Here is a 13618-nt window from a genome sequence, read left to right on the forward strand (position 1 = left end):
TTAAGCTCCTTTCTTGGCTTTGACTTTGACGGCTGGCTTGACAACCACTTGGCCGTTCTTGGCGCCAGGAACGGCACCCTTCACCAGCAGCAGTTGACGCTCAGCGTCGATACGAGCGACTTCCAGGTTCTGGGTGGTGACGGTGACGTCGCCCATGTGACCGGTCATGCGCTTGCCTGGGAACACGCGACCTGGATCCTGCGCCATACCGATGGAGCCAGGAACATTGTGCGAACGCGAGTTACCGTGGGTAGCACGACCCGAGGCGAAGTTGTGACGCTTGATGGTGCCGGCGTAGCCCTTACCGATCGAGGTGCCTTGCACGTCGATTTTCTGGCCCACTTCGAACATCGAAGTATCAATGGTGTCGCCGGCTTTGAGTTCAGCGGCTTGTGCGGATTCGATGCGGAATTCCTTCAACATCGTACCGGCTTCCACGCCAGCTTTGGCGAAGTGACCGGCGGCGGCTTTGATCACGCGGGAAGCGCGACGTTGACCGAATACGACCTGAACAGCGGTATAACCGTCAGTTTCAGGAGTTTTGACTTGCGCAACACGGTTGTTCGACACGTCGAGCACGGTAACTGGGATCGAATCCCCGTCATCCGTGAAGATGCGCATCATGCCAACCTTGCGACCGAGAAGGCCCAGGCTCATTTTTTCTCCATTCCCACCTACGATTGGGCGGGGCTAATTTAACTACAGGAAAAGGTGCGGGCAAAAAAGATAAACCCATACCGAAGCCGGCTAGTATAGCGCGCAAAAAGGCTTGACGCAACAAGAGATTCGGGGGTATGTCGACCCTGTTGCGTTTTCCGCTGCACTTGGAGAAAGAGAGAAATCTGACCTGGCTGGTCAGCACAGAAAAGAGGATAAACCGTCTTTTCTCTGCAGGCTCGGGGAGCCTGCGATCTGGAACTGCTATGTGGAATTTTGGTGGGCGGTGCAGGATTCGAACCTGCGACCCCTTGGATGTCGACCAAGTATTCTAACCAACTGAACTAACCGCCCGGGGAGCCGAATTATAAAGGCGGTCCTGTGGGTTTTGCAATAGCTGTGTTGTGCAATTGTGAAAATAAGCTGCGGGGCCCTGCAGGCAGGCCGCGGCCGTATGGACAGCCCGCCCCTGAAAAGGTGGAATACTGCGCGTGTACAATTGGATAATTAACGCCTACTATATTGGCGTGTTGACCCACGGCCCCGGCGCAGCAGTAGCGGCGGCAGCTGCATCGTTGGCCACATCCCTGACTATATAAGGAGTTCGCATGGCAATCAGTCTGCAAAAAGGCGGCAACGTCAACCTGAGCAAGGAAGCGCCCGGGCTCACCAAGGTCATCATCGGCCTCGGCTGGGACCCGCGGTCGACCGACGGCGCCGCGTTCGACCTCGACGGCAGCGCCTTCCTACTCAAGTCCGACACCAAGGTGCGCGCCGATGCCGACTTCATCTTCTATAACAACCTGAAATCGAGCGATGGCTCGGTGGTGCACGCGGGCGACAACACGACCGGCCAGGGCGACGGCGACGACGAGAAGATCGCCGTCGACCTGGCCACGGTGCCCGCCGAGATCGACAAGATCTCGTTTTGCGTCACCATCCACGATGCCGACGCGCGGCACCAGAATTTCGGCATGGTCGGCAAGGCTTATATCCGCTGCCTGAACGCCGCCGGCGAAGCCGAGATCGCACGCTACGACCTGTCCGAAGACAGCTCGACCGAAACCGCCATGATCTTCGGTGAGCTCTACCGCCACGGCGGCGAATGGAAATTCCGCGCTGTCGGCCAGGGCTTCAAGGGCGGCCTCGGTCCCCTCGCCCGCTCGTTTGGCGTCAACGTGTAAGCGGTTCGCCCCACCCTGTCTTGCTCCACCAGCGCCCGCCCTGCACGGTGCGGGCGCATCTCTCCACACTGCCACAGAGGACTCCATGCGCGTCTGGTACAACAGGACGTTCTCGTCCATCTACGCCGCCTTCACGCTGGTTCGCCAAGCCGATGCTGCGGGCCGCTTCACCATCATCCACAGCAATGCCAACCGCCACACACCGGCCGCGCGCCTGGCGCACGAGTTCTATAGCGAGCCGACCGGGCTGGAAGCAAATGCCTATGTCGACTGGTGCCTGGCCTTCTGCCGCGAGCACCGCATCGACATCTTCGTGCCGGGGCGCGAAGCGACCACGCTGGCGGCCCACCACGAGCGTTTCGAAGCGATCGGCACGCGCGTACTGAGTGCGGCTTCGCCGTCGAAGCTGCAACTCATCCATGACAAGGCCGGCTTCTATGCGGAAACCGACCTGCCGCAGGCGCCGGTGGCCGAGTTCCGCCACTTCGATAACGTCGAACAGTTCGACGCGGCCTGGGGCCAGCTGCGCCCGCGCCATGCCAAGCTGTGCCTGAAGCCTTCGCATTCGATCTATGGCCTGGGCTTTGCCGTCATCGACGAGGAGCGCAGCAGTGCCGCGCTGCTGCTGGCGGGCGTCGAATACCACATCGGCTACGCCGACCTGCGCCGCGGGCTGGCCGAACTGGGGCAGTTCCGCAGCATGCTGCTGATGGAATTCCTCGATGGCCAGGAATACAGCGTCGACTGCGTCGGCGACCAGGGCCGGCTGGTGGCAGCGGTGGCACGGCGCAAGCTTGCCGCCGGCAGCGGCCAGCTGATCGACATGCGTCCCGAGATCGTCGAGGCGACCACGAAACTGGCGCGCGACTATGGCCTGAACGGCATCTTCAACGTGCAGTTCCGCGAATCGGGCAAGGGCGAGGCGCGCCGTCCGCGCCTGCTGGAGATCAATCCGCGCATGTCCGGCGGGATCGGCATGGCCTGTGCGGCCGGCCCCAACCTGCCGTGGATCGCGCTCAAGGGCTTTGCCGACGGTTTCGACACGGTCGAGGTGCCGGAAGTGCGCAACGGCATGCGCGTGGTCGAAGTGGCGCAAGCGATGGAGTTGGCATGAACGCCACCTCCGATCCGCTGGTTCTTTCCCGACGCAGCGTGATGCTTCCCACCGGCCAGCTCGAGGTGGCGCTCGACCAGGGCCTTGAAGAAGCCGATGCGCTGCTGGGCTTTGCCGCCCGCGCGAACGCCAAGCGCGGCTTCCTCTTCCTCAGCAAGGTGCTGGGCAAGCACTGGCCGGTAACGCCGTCGAACATGATCGCCATCCACGACCGCCTGGCCGCGACCGTGCCGGCGGTAGACGGCCCGGTGGTCTTCATCGCCATGGCCGAAACCGCGATCGGCCTGGGCCAGGGCGTGTTCGAGGCCTGGCTGCGCGCCCACCCCGGCCACCCGGCCCTGTTCGTGCACACCACGCGCTACCGCGTCGGCACCGGGCCGCTGATCGAATTCGAGGAAGCGCACAGCCACGCGCCGCGCCAGTTCCTGCACATGCCGGAAGACCCCGCCCTGCACGCGCTGCTATTGAAAGCGCGCACCCTGGTGCTGGTGGACGACGAGGCCAGTACCGGCAACACCTTCCTGAACCTGACGGAGGCCTGCCGGCGCCTGAACCCGGGCATCGAGCGCGTGCACCTGGCGACGATCACCAATTTCATGGGCGCGGCGGCCACCGCAGGCTTGAGCGGGCGTTTCGGTCTGCCCGTGTCGATGGGCGCGCTGGTCAGCGGCGAATACCGTTTCACGCCCGGCGAGTACACGGTGACCGCGGGCGAAGCACAGCGCTTCGACCCGGATACGGACCGCGGCGCCAGCACGCGTTTCGGGCGCCTTGGATTGTCTGGCGCCCTGCCCGCAGCGGAGGCCCTGGCGGCTCAGCTGTGCGGCGAGTTCGCCCCTGGCGCGACGGTGCTGGTGCTCGGCACCGGCGAATTCATGCACGCGGCCATGCTGCTGGGGGCGGCGCTGGAACGGCGCGGCGTAGCGGTGATGGTGCAGTCGACCACGCGCTCGCCGATCCTGACCTGGGGCGCGGTGGGCCATGCCTTGCGCTTCCCGGACAACTACGGCGAAGGCGTCGCCAATTTCATCTATAACGTCGCGCCCGGCCAGTACGACCACGTGCTGGTCTGCCATGAAACGGCCCCCAATGCCGCCCTGCGCGAGCTGGCCGGCCTGTTAGGGGCGCGACTGCTCCATTTCCTGACCGAGGACCAAGTTGAAGAAGTTCCTGTTCGCTGACCTGGACGACACGCTGTTCCAGACTTTCGAGAAGTGCAGCGCGCTCAATGGCCATGATGCGCTCGAGCCGGCCGCCTATTACAAGGACGGCAGCATCTGTTCGTACACCACCCGCGCCCAGCGTGCCTTCCTGGCCTTCGTGCAGGACGGGATGACGCTGATTCCGACCACCGCGCGCGACCTGGACGGCCTGCGCCGCGTGCACCTGCCTTTCGAGAGCTACGCCATCATCAATTATGGCGGCGTGGTGCTGCAGCCCGGCGGCAGCGCCCACAAGCCCTGGCTGGAAGGCATGCGTCAGGCCATGCACGCCGCCCTGCCCGGCCTGCAGGAGCTGGCCAAACACATCGACGACTATGCACGGCGCACCGGTTTCGGCGGGCGCGCGCGCATGATCGAGGATTTCGCTACGCCTTTCTTCCTGGTCGTGAAAGACCCGGACAAGCAGCACGAACGCCTGGCGCCGATCGAGGCGGAGGTGGTGAGGCCGTGGATCGCGGATGGCAACAAGGACTACGTGGTCCACCGCAACGGCAACAACCTGGCCATCCTGCCGAAGGCGCTCGACAAGGCGCATGCCGTGGCCTGCGTCACCGGACTGCTGCGCGCCGAGCATGGCGACATCGTCACCTTCGGCATGGGCGACAGCCGCTCTGATGCGCCCTTCATGGCGGCCTGCGACTACGCGATCGTTCCGCGCGCCACCCAGCTGGCACGCATCACCGTGGGGGCGCTGTGAGTTTTTCAGGCAGCTACCGCTGCGGCGAGGTGGAGTTCCTGCTCACGCCCCTACAGGCGCAGGAATTTACCAGCGTGCTCGAGAAGGAACGCCTGATCCAGTCCGGCCAGCGGCATTACAGCCAGATGCTGTCGCCGGAATCGGTGCCGTCGGCGCGCTACATGGCGGTGTTCGAGGACGCCTGCCGCGCCAACAACGCGCGCATGGCGCAAGACTGCCTTCAGCTGGCCGGGCTGATCGCGGCGCGGCGCGAGGGCGAAATCACCCTGGTGTCGCTGGCGCGCGCCGGCACCCCGGTGGGGGTGGTGGTGGTGCGCCTGCTGCGCGAGGTGTTCGGGCGCCAGGCGGTCCACTATTCGGTATCGATCGTGCGCGACCGCGGCCTGGACTGCGCGGCGCTGCGCCACATCCTGGACCAGGGCCACCGGGGCGAATCGATCGTGTTCCTGGACGGCTGGACCGGCAAGGGCGTGATCGCGCGTGAGCTGGCGCTGTCGGTGTCCGCCTTCAATGCGGCGCAGGGAACCAGCATCGACGGCGGCCTGTACGTGCTGTCGGACCTGGCCGGCGCGGCCGCCTGCGCGGCGTCCGGGGAGGATTACCTGATCCCGTCGAGCATCCTGAACGCGACGGTATCGGGCCTGGTGAGCCGTACGGTGCTGGACGAACGCATCGGCCCGCAGGACTTCCATGGCTGCGTGTATTACGGCGAGTCTGCCCAGGGCGGGTTCGTCGCTGCGGACCAGTCGCAGCGCTTCGCCGATGCGCTGGTGGCGCTGGCGATCGCCAGGGCCGCAAGCGGCTTGTCTGCGCCAGAGGCGCTCGACGCGACGCTGGCCGGAGAGCGTTCGCGCGCCTATCTCGCGCGGGCCATGGCAGGCTACGACATCGCCGACATCAATCTCATCAAACCCGGCATCGGCGAAGCCACCCGCGTGCTCCTGCGCCGCGTGCCGCGCCTGCTGGTGCTGCGCCAGCCGGGGGCTGCCGACGTGGCGCACCTGCAGGTGCTGGCCGAAGAAAAACAGGTGCCGGTCGAGATCGACCCGGCATTGCCCTACCATGCAGTATCGCTGATCAGGAGTGCATTAGATGGTTAAGTCGATGGGCGCGTCGCTGTACGTGCCCGCCAATCATAAGGACCTGGCGCAGATCGCCAACTGCGAAAAGCTGCCGCATGCGCGCTCGCTGATCTTCTGCCTAGAGGATGCCATCGCCGAGCGCGAGTTGAGCTGGTCGCTGTTCAATTTGTCGGTGGTGCTGGCGAACATGCACGACGCCATCCCGGCCGAGCGTTTCGTCCGGGTGCGCAATCCGGAGGTCATGGAGCGCGTGCTGGCCATGGCAGGCAGCGACAAGCTGACCGGCTTTGTGCTGCCGAAGGTCACCCGCCACAATTTCGACACCTATTTCCGCCTGGTGCGCGATACCGATCACAGCCTGATGCCGACGCTGGAGACGGCAGAGGTGTTCTGCGACAGCGAAATGCAGCAGTTGCGCAGCGTGTTCGATGCTCCCGGCGTGCGCCAGCGCATCCTCTGCCTGCGCATCGGCGGCAACGACCTGCTGGCCCTGCTCGGCCTGCGCCGGCCGCGCGGCATGACGATCTACCGCACGCCGCTGGGCCCCGTCATCGCGCGCCTGGTAACCACCTTCCGTCCCTACGGCTTCGCGCTGACCGCGCCGGTGTTCGAATACCTCGACCTGCCCGAGCTGCTCGACCAGGAGGTAGCGGAAGATCTCGCCTATGGCATGGTCGGGAAGACGGCGATCCACCCGACCCAGATCGCGCCGATCGAGCAGCACTACAAGGTGCGCCCGCAAGACCTGGCGGTGGCACGCGCCATCCTCGATGACGCCAGCCCGGCCGTGTTCCGCATGGACGACGCCATGTGCGAAGTCGCCACCCACCGCGCCTGGGCCGAGCGCCTGGTCGAACAATCACACCGCTTCGGCGCCCATGCCCTCGATGCAGGGCGCCGGACCAGCCTGGAAGGAGAACCATCATGAACCAGTTCGCACGCGGACAAAAAGGGAAACTGCAGGACCTCGGCTGCGGCAGCGCATTCACGGTCGACATCGAACTCCAGGCCCCCGGCATGTCGGTCGACGTCTCCTGCTTCGGGCTGGATGCGTCGGACCGGCTGTCGGACGACCGCTACATGGTGTTCTACAACCAGCTGGCCAGCCCGGAGGGCGCGGTGCGCCTGGACTTGAAAGGCGCGGCTTCCCGCTTCGCGGTCAACCTCGAGCTGCTGCCGGCATCGATCGGCAAGCTGGTGTTCGTCGCGGCCATCGACGGCGCCCAGACCATGCGCTCGCTCGGCGCCTGCGCCCTGAGCATTGGCAGCGCGGTGCGTTTCCCGTGGTCGGGCTCCGACTTCGGCGACGAGAAGGCAGTGATCGTGGCGGAGCTGTACCGGCGCGACGGCACCTGGCGCTTCGGCGCGGTTGGCCAAGGCTTCAATGGCGGCCTGTCGGCGTTGCTGGCGCATTTCGGCGGCAGCGAAGCGGCGCCCAAATCGGTGCCTGCTGCAGCGCCTGCGCCTGCACCAGGACCAGCACCTTCGTCCTCGCCTGCGAAAGTCTCGCTATCGAAAGTCACGCTGGAAAAGCGCGGCGACAAGGTTTCGCTCGACAAGCGCGCGGGTAAAAGCTTCGGCCGCATCCACGTGAACCTGAACTGGAACCAGTCCTCCACGGCGGCGCCACCGCCGCCGGCCAAGACCGGTTTCTTCGACAAGCTGATCGCCGGCGCCGGCGCAGGCCGCAAGGGCCGCGGCGGCATCGACCTGGACCTGGGCTGCATGTACGAACTGGCTGATGGCCGGCGCGGGCTGGTTCAGGCGCTCGGTAATTCCTGGGGCGACCTGGAACGTGAGCCTTTCATCAAGCTCGAGGCGGACGACCGGACCGGGGCGGTCAGCGGCGGCGAGAACCTGTATATCAACGGCGAGCGTTTCGACCAGATCCGGCGCGCGCTGATCTTTTCCTTCATCTACGAGGGCGTGCCGAATTGGGCCGCGACCGACGGCGTGGTGACGATCGCCGTGCCCGAGCAGGCGCCAATCGAAGTGCGGCTGGACGGCGGCGGCAACCAGATCATGTGCGCGATCGCGCTGATCGAGAATCGCGGCGGCAGCCTGCAGGTGACCAAGCTGGCCGAATACTTCCAGCAGTCCGGCGGCACCAGCGCCCACGAACTGATGGACCGCCACTTCGGTTTCGGGATGCGCTGGAAGACCGGCTCGAAAGGCTAGCGCCACTGCAGGGTGGGCGGGGTAATTTCGGGCAGTGCCCCATACCAAACACCTGAGGGTCGGCGCCTGTTCGTAGGGCGGGCGGGTCCTCCCGCCCGCGCGTTCAAATTACGGTCCGGCAGCCTGGGCGCCTCTTCATCTTGAAACTATCACCGCGCGGGGTAATCTGGTCCGGTGGACCAGATTACAAGCCGCCCGCCCTACGAAAAACCGGCGGCTCTCAAGTGACTGGCTTGGGGCCAATGGTCGGCCTTGATCCGCCACCTACCCAACTGGCCAGCAGCTCCGGCCTGTCCACATACATCAGCACGTAGCGTGGCGCCTTGCGCCGCACCTGCCAGTGCAGCAGCGTGACGCCCGCTTCCGCTTTCAGGACCAGCACGCAGTTGGGCTTGTCGAACGGCGTCACCAGCAAAGTCTCGGAGGCGTGAATGCCGTGGCGGCGGCGCCAGCGCTCCGGCGCTTCGTCTACCCTTTCGCAGCGCTCGATCGCGCACAAGGGAATGCTTCCCTGGCTGCGCACGCCGACGCACAGCTGCAGCACGCCGTCGGCAATCGCATGGCAGCCGTTGCCCACATGCCAGCGGTCCCCCAGCACCCACACAAACGAATACAGCGCCCCGATGCCGCCGACTACGTGGATCACCAGGCGCATATCCGCATCGGCGACCCACAGGTTGATGAGCAGGACGTTGATCGGCAGTTCGAGGAACAGGGCCACCATGGCCACGCCAACCGCCGTTCCGTAGGCTCCGCGCTGCAGGTAAGCCAGCTCCACGCCTTCTGGCGCCGGTGCCGGCTTACGCCGCAACAGCCATTGGGCGAATCCGCTCCACACCAGGCGGTCCAGCCGGAACATGCCGACCAGCTCGGGCGGCAGCAATGCAGTGATGCGTTCGCCCCATCCTCTGGCGGAGCGCAGGCGGCCTAGCGCGTCCGGCGCATGCGCCAGGTCCTTGGCGGCGATCAGCATCAGCGGCAACAGCAGCCCGGCGGGCCGCAGCGCCGCCGCAAGTTCGTCAGGCAGGGCCTGGCGCAGCACTCCGATGCCGATAAAAGCGAGGTAGGCGTACAGCGCGAGCTGCAGCCAGGAGGTGCTGCGCAGCTGCGCCGCTGTCGTGTTCAGGCGATCTGCCAGGAGCATGGTTCTCCCGCATATGTTGGATTTTTCGTCATCTCACCATAGTAGAGATGGCGGCGCGGCCTGGCAATGCGCGAGCGGTAGAGCGAAAAATTTTTACAGTTGGCAAAAAAAGGGGCGCCGTGTTCGTGCTATCGCTGGTTGGACGCGTGGGCAGAATCTGCCCACCCTACGGGCCAGTGGCGACTCGCAAGTGGAGGGGCATATCAGGAGAATGATGAGCCACAAATGACAAAGGCCGGGAGTTCTTGCGAACTTCCCGGCCTTTGCTTCGCGGCGCATTGCTGCGCCGGCGAACAAGCAATTATTGCAGCTTGATTTCGACGTCCACGCCAGCTGGCAGGTCCAGCTTCATCAGCGCGTCAACGGTCTTGTCGGTAGGATCAACGATGTCCATCAGGCGCTGGTGCGTACGGATTTCGAACTGGTCGCGCGAGGTCTTGTTGACGTGCGGCGAACGCAGGATGTCGAAACGCTGGATACGGGTTGGCAGTGGGACTGGGCCCTTGACCACGGCGCCGGTGCGCTTGGCGGTGTCGACGATTTCCAGTGCGGACTGGTCGATCAGCTTGTAGTCGAATGCCTTCAGGCGAATGCGGATTTTCTGGTTAGCGGACATGCTGTTTCCTTTAAAAGAACGTTCCGGCTCGAAGCCGGCAATGTGTGTAAGGTGTTTCTGCACTGCTCAAGAGGCGGGAGTATAGCATCGTTCCCCCTCATAAAGATGGGGACAGACCAAAAAGTCTGCCCCCATCTGTTGCCCCAACGGGACAGCTGTCCCGTAGAGCGATCCAGCTAACCGAAATTAGGCCAGGATCTTTGCGACGACGGCGTAGCGGGGAATTCGCGGGACATGTCCTGCGCCCGCGTAGCGGCCTGCCCTTGCAAGGGCAGGCTCCTTAGCCTTAGGCCAGGATTTTTGCTACAACGCCGGCGCCGACGGTACGGCCGCCTTCGCGGATTGCGAAGCGCAGGCCTTCTTCCATCGCGATCGGGTTGATCAGCTTGACGGTGATCGACACGTTGTCGCCTGGCATGACCATTTCTTTGTCCGCTGGCAGCTCGATCGAACCGGTCACGTCAGTCGTACGGAAGTAGAACTGTGGACGATAGTTGTTGAAGAACGGAGTGTGACGGCCGCCTTCATCTTTCGACAGGACGTAGATCTCGCCGGTGAAGTGGTTGTGCGGCTTGATCGAACCTGGCTTTGCCAGGACCTGACCACGCTGGACATCTTCACGCTTGGTGCCGCGCAGCAGCAGGCCGACGTTGTCGCCAGCTTGACCCTGGTCCAGCAGCTTGCGGAACATTTCCACGCCGGTGCAGATGGTCTTGACGGTGTCGACGATACCGACGATTTCGATTTCTTCGCCGACCTTGATGATACCGCGCTCGACGCGACCGGTAACGACGGTGCCGCGACCCGAGATCGAGAACACGTCTTCCACTGGCATCAGGAAGGCGCCGTCAACAGCGCGCTCTGGCGTTGGGATGTAGGTGTCCAGTGCATGCGCCAGGGCGATGATGCAGTCTTCGCCCATTTCGCCCGGCTTGCCTTCGAGGGCCATACGTGCCGAACCCTTGATGATTGGCAGGTCGTCGCCTGGGAACTCGTACTTCGACAGGAGCTCACGGACTTCCATTTCGACCAGTTCCAGCAGCTCTGCGTCGTCGACCAGGTCGCACTTGTTCAGGAACACGATGATGTACGGAACGCCAACCTGACGCGCCAGCAGGATGTGCTCGCGGGTCTGTGGCATTGGGCCGTCAGCGGCCGAGCACACCAGGATCGCGCCGTCCATCTGCGCAGCACCGGTAATCATGTTCTTGATGTAGTCGGCGTGGCCTGGGCAGTCAACGTGCGCGTAGTGACGGTTTTCGGTCTCGTACTCGACGTGCGCGGTGTTGATGGTGATGCCGCGTGCTTTTTCTTCTGGAGCCGCATCGATCTGGTCGTATGCTTTAGCTTCGCCGCCGAATTTCTTCGACAGGACGGTTGCGATAGCTGCGGTCAGGGTGGTCTTGCCGTGGTCGACGTGGCCGATGGTGCCGACGTTGACGTGCGGCTTGTTCCGTTCGAATTTACCTTTTGCCATTTTTCGATCTTCCTTTAAATGAACTGTCTTACTTTATTTTAACGGGGCAGGACACGCGTCCTGCCCCCGCGGTATTACTTGGACTTTGCGGTGACGATGGCGTCAATCACGTGCTTCGGAGCTTCCGAATAGTGCTTGAATTCCATCGTGTAGGTTGCACGGCCCTGGGTCGCCGAACGCAGCGAGGTCGAGTAACCGAACATTTCCGACAGCGGGACTTCGGCCTTGATGATCTTGCCGCCGCCGCCCGGGATTTCGTCCATGCCCTGGACCATACCGCGACGCGACGACAGGTCACCCATCACCGAACCAGCGTAGTCTTCCGGCGTTTCCACTTCCACGGCCATCATTGGCTCGAGGATGACTGGCGATGCTTTACGGCAGCCGTCCTTGAATGCCATCGAACCAGCCATACGGAACGCGTTCTCGTTCGAGTCGACGTCGTGGTACGAACCGAAGGTCACGGTGACTTTGACGTCAACGACCGGGTAACCAGCCAGCACGCCGGTGGTCAGGGTCTCGCGCACACCTTTTTCGACTGCAGGGATGTATTCGCGAGGAATCACACCGCCCTTGATGGCGTCGACGAACTCGAAGCCCTTGCCTGGCTCTTGCGGTTCGATGGTCAGGACTGCGTGGCCGTACTGGCCGCGACCGCCCGACTGCTTGACGAACTTGCCTTCGACGTCGGTGACCGTCTTGCGGATGGTTTCGCGGTAGGCAACCTGTGGCTTGCCGACGGTCGCTTCGACGCTGAATTCGCGCTTCATGCGGTCGACGATAATTTCCAGGTGCAGCTCGCCCATACCACCGATGATGGTCTGGCCCGATTCTTCATCGGTACGCACGCGGAACGACGGATCTTCCTGTGCCAGGCGGTTCAGCGCCAGGCCCATTTTTTCCTGGTCAGCCTTGGTCTTCGGCTCGACAGCCTGCTGGATGACCGGCTCAGGGAAGACCATCTTTTCCAGGGTGATGACCGACGAAGGATCGCACAGGGTTTCGCCCGTGGTCGCTTCTTTCAGGCCGACCGCTGCGGCGATGTCGCCTGCGTGGACTTCCTTGATCTCTTCGCGCTGGTTAGCGTGCATCTGCAGAATACGACCCAGGCGTTCTTTCTTGCCCTTGATTGGGTTGTAGACGGTGTCGCCCGACTTGATCATGCCCGAGTAGACGCGGAAGAAGATCAGCTGGCCGACGAACGGGTCGGTCATGATCTTGAATGCCAGCGCCGAGAACTTCTCGTCGTCGGCTGCGCGGCGGGTGACCGGCTGGTCGTCCTCGTCGGTACCGCCGACTGGCGGGATGTCGACTGGCGATGGCAGGTATTCGATCACGCCGTCGAGCATGGCTTGCACGCCCTTGTTCTTGAACGCGGTGCCGCACATCATCGGGACGATTTCCGACGCGATGGTACGCTGGCGCAGGGCTGCCTTGATCTCTTCTTCCGAGAGGTCGCCTTCGTCCAGGTACTTGTTCATCAGCTCTTCCGACGCTTCAGCGGCGGTTTCGACCAGCTTCTCGCGCCATTCGGCAGCCTGGTCAGCCAGTTCGGCCGGGATGTCGCGGTAGTCGAACTTCATGCCCTGCGAAGCGTCGTCCCAGAAGATGGCCTTCATCTTGACGAGGTCGACCACGCCCAGGAAGTTCTCTTCCGCGCCGATCGGGATCTGCAGAGGAATCGGGTTTGCCTTCAGGCGAGCGCGCATCTGGTCGTAGACCTTGAAGAAGTTCGCACCGGTACGGTCCATCTTGTTGACGAAGGCCAGACGTGGAACTTTGTACTTGTTAGCCTGGCGCCACACGGTTTCCGACTGTGGCTGCACGCCGCCGACTGCACAGTAAACCATGCAGGCGCCGTCGAGCACGCGCATCGAGCGTTCGACTTCAATGGTGAAGTCGACGTGGCCCGGGGTGTCGATGATGTTGATGTGGTGCGGCTCGAAATTGTTGGCCATACCCTTCCAGAAGCAGGTCGTCGCTGCCGAGGTAATGGTAATGCCGCGTTCCTGCTCCTGCTCCATCCAGTCCATGGTCGCGGCGCCATCGTGCACTTCGCCGATCTTGTGGTTCACGCCGGTGTAGAACAGGACGCGTTCGGTGGTGGTGGTTTTACCAGCATCGATGTGAGCGGAAATACCGATGTTGCGGTAGCGCTCAATGGGGGTCTTGCGTGCCATAATTTTTCCTAAATCTTTGAATGGACAAAACCGGGCGGCATCTTGGAGTCAAAATGTGCCCGGCCT

12 protein-coding genes and 1 tRNA gene are annotated in these 13618 nt (G+C 63.3%); 7 read left to right on the forward strand and 6 right to left on the reverse strand.

The window, feature by feature from the left end; genetic code table 11:
* Both rplC and HGB41_RS13470 read right to left on the reverse strand, forming a co-directional pair.
* A complete protein-coding gene (gene rplC / locus HGB41_RS13465; RefSeq protein WP_171085191.1) occupies window positions 1-657 on the reverse strand; it encodes a 50S ribosomal protein L3 in 657 nt (218 codons plus the stop codon).
* 277 nt (window positions 658-934) lie between these two features.
* Window positions 935-1011: transfer RNA gene (locus HGB41_RS13470), tRNA-Val, on the reverse strand.
* Between the two features lie 254 nt (window positions 1012-1265).
* Between HGB41_RS13470 and HGB41_RS13475 the strand changes: the two genes are divergently transcribed.
* From HGB41_RS13475 to HGB41_RS13505, 7 genes are all read left to right on the forward strand, one after another.
* The gene (locus tag HGB41_RS13475) at window positions 1266-1841 is read left to right on the forward strand and encodes a TerD family protein (protein WP_171085193.1); all 576 of its coding nucleotides are present in this window, start codon (window positions 1266-1268) and stop codon (window positions 1839-1841) included.
* A gap of 85 nt (window positions 1842-1926) precedes the next feature.
* Complete coding sequence (locus tag HGB41_RS13480; protein ID WP_171085195.1) at window positions 1927-2955, forward strand: ATP-grasp domain-containing protein; 1029 nt, start codon at window positions 1927-1929, stop codon at window positions 2953-2955.
* Window positions 2952-4136, forward strand: a complete 1185-nt coding sequence (locus HGB41_RS13485; protein ID WP_171085197.1) for a phosphoribosyltransferase domain-containing protein — start codon at window positions 2952-2954, stop codon at window positions 4134-4136. Before HGB41_RS13480 ends, HGB41_RS13485 begins: the two co-directional genes overlap by 4 nt.
* Window positions 4114-4875 (forward strand): HAD family hydrolase, encoded by a 762-nt coding sequence (locus tag HGB41_RS13490; protein ID WP_171085199.1) that lies wholly within the window; start codon window positions 4114-4116, stop codon window positions 4873-4875. Before HGB41_RS13485 ends, HGB41_RS13490 begins: the two co-directional genes overlap by 23 nt.
* Window positions 4872-5975: a cysteine protease StiP family protein gene (locus tag HGB41_RS13495; RefSeq protein ID WP_171085201.1), complete on the forward strand. Its 1104-nt coding sequence runs from the start codon at window positions 4872-4874 to the stop codon at window positions 5973-5975. The genes HGB41_RS13490 and HGB41_RS13495 overlap by 4 nt, the downstream gene beginning before the upstream one ends.
* A complete protein-coding gene (locus HGB41_RS13500; RefSeq protein WP_171085203.1) occupies window positions 5968-6885 on the forward strand; it encodes an HpcH/HpaI aldolase/citrate lyase family protein in 918 nt (305 codons plus the stop codon). The genes HGB41_RS13495 and HGB41_RS13500 overlap by 8 nt, the downstream gene beginning before the upstream one ends.
* Window positions 6882-8135 carry a TerD family protein gene (locus HGB41_RS13505; protein ID WP_171085205.1) on the forward strand — a complete coding sequence of 418 codons (1254 nt, stop codon included), beginning with the start codon at window positions 6882-6884 and terminating at the stop codon, window positions 8133-8135. Before HGB41_RS13500 ends, HGB41_RS13505 begins: the two co-directional genes overlap by 4 nt.
* Before the next feature lie 220 nt (window positions 8136-8355).
* On the opposite strand, the gene HGB41_RS13510 is transcribed toward HGB41_RS13505, so the two are convergent.
* The 4 genes from HGB41_RS13510 to fusA form a co-directional block, all read right to left on the reverse strand.
* Complete coding sequence (locus HGB41_RS13510; protein ID WP_171085207.1) at window positions 8356-9279, reverse strand: hypothetical protein; 924 nt, start codon at window positions 9277-9279, stop codon at window positions 8356-8358.
* A gap of 301 nt (window positions 9280-9580) precedes the next feature.
* A complete protein-coding gene (gene rpsJ / locus HGB41_RS13515; protein ID WP_091877180.1) occupies window positions 9581-9895 on the reverse strand; it encodes a 30S ribosomal protein S10 in 315 nt (104 codons plus the stop codon).
* A 286-nt stretch (window positions 9896-10181) separates the two neighbouring features.
* On the reverse strand, window positions 10182-11372 hold the full coding sequence (gene tuf, locus HGB41_RS13520) for an elongation factor Tu (RefSeq protein WP_171085209.1): 1191 nt from the start codon (window positions 11370-11372) through the stop codon (window positions 10182-10184).
* A gap of 74 nt (window positions 11373-11446) precedes the next feature.
* Window positions 11447-13552 carry an elongation factor G gene (gene fusA / locus HGB41_RS13525; RefSeq protein ID WP_171085211.1) on the reverse strand — a complete coding sequence of 702 codons (2106 nt, stop codon included), beginning with the start codon at window positions 13550-13552 and terminating at the stop codon, window positions 11447-11449.
* Window positions 13553-13618: the final 66 nt, after the last annotated feature.

Source organism: Telluria aromaticivorans (assembly GCF_013003915.1).
Classification (GTDB): Bacteria; Pseudomonadota; Gammaproteobacteria; order Burkholderiales; family Burkholderiaceae_D; genus Telluria; species Telluria aromaticivorans.

Excerpts from the sequence above, each read along its gene's own strand:
- rpsJ (WP_091877180.1), bottom strand. The coding sequence starts at position 9,895 with ATGTCCGCTAACCAGAAAATCCGCATTCGCCTGAAGGCATTCGACTAC.
- HGB41_RS13485 (WP_171085197.1), top strand. The coding sequence starts at position 2,952 with ATGAACGCCACCTCCGATCCGCTGGTTCTTTCCCGACGCAGCGTGATG.
- rplC (WP_171085191.1), bottom strand. The coding sequence starts at position 657 with ATGAGCCTGGGCCTTCTCGGTCGCAAGGTTGGCATGATGCGCATCTTC.
- HGB41_RS13475 (WP_171085193.1), top strand. The coding sequence starts at position 1,266 with ATGGCAATCAGTCTGCAAAAAGGCGGCAACGTCAACCTGAGCAAGGAA.
- HGB41_RS13505 (WP_171085205.1), top strand. The coding sequence starts at position 6,882 with ATGAACCAGTTCGCACGCGGACAAAAAGGGAAACTGCAGGACCTCGGC.
- fusA (WP_171085211.1), bottom strand. The coding sequence starts at position 13,552 with ATGGCACGCAAGACCCCCATTGAGCGCTACCGCAACATCGGTATTTCC.
- HGB41_RS13510 (WP_171085207.1), bottom strand. The coding sequence starts at position 9,279 with ATGCTCCTGGCAGATCGCCTGAACACGACAGCGGCGCAGCTGCGCAGC.
- HGB41_RS13500 (WP_171085203.1), top strand. The coding sequence starts at position 5,968 with ATGGTTAAGTCGATGGGCGCGTCGCTGTACGTGCCCGCCAATCATAAG.
- tuf (WP_171085209.1), bottom strand. The coding sequence starts at position 11,372 with ATGGCAAAAGGTAAATTCGAACGGAACAAGCCGCACGTCAACGTCGGC.
- HGB41_RS13480 (WP_171085195.1), top strand. The coding sequence starts at position 1,927 with ATGCGCGTCTGGTACAACAGGACGTTCTCGTCCATCTACGCCGCCTTC.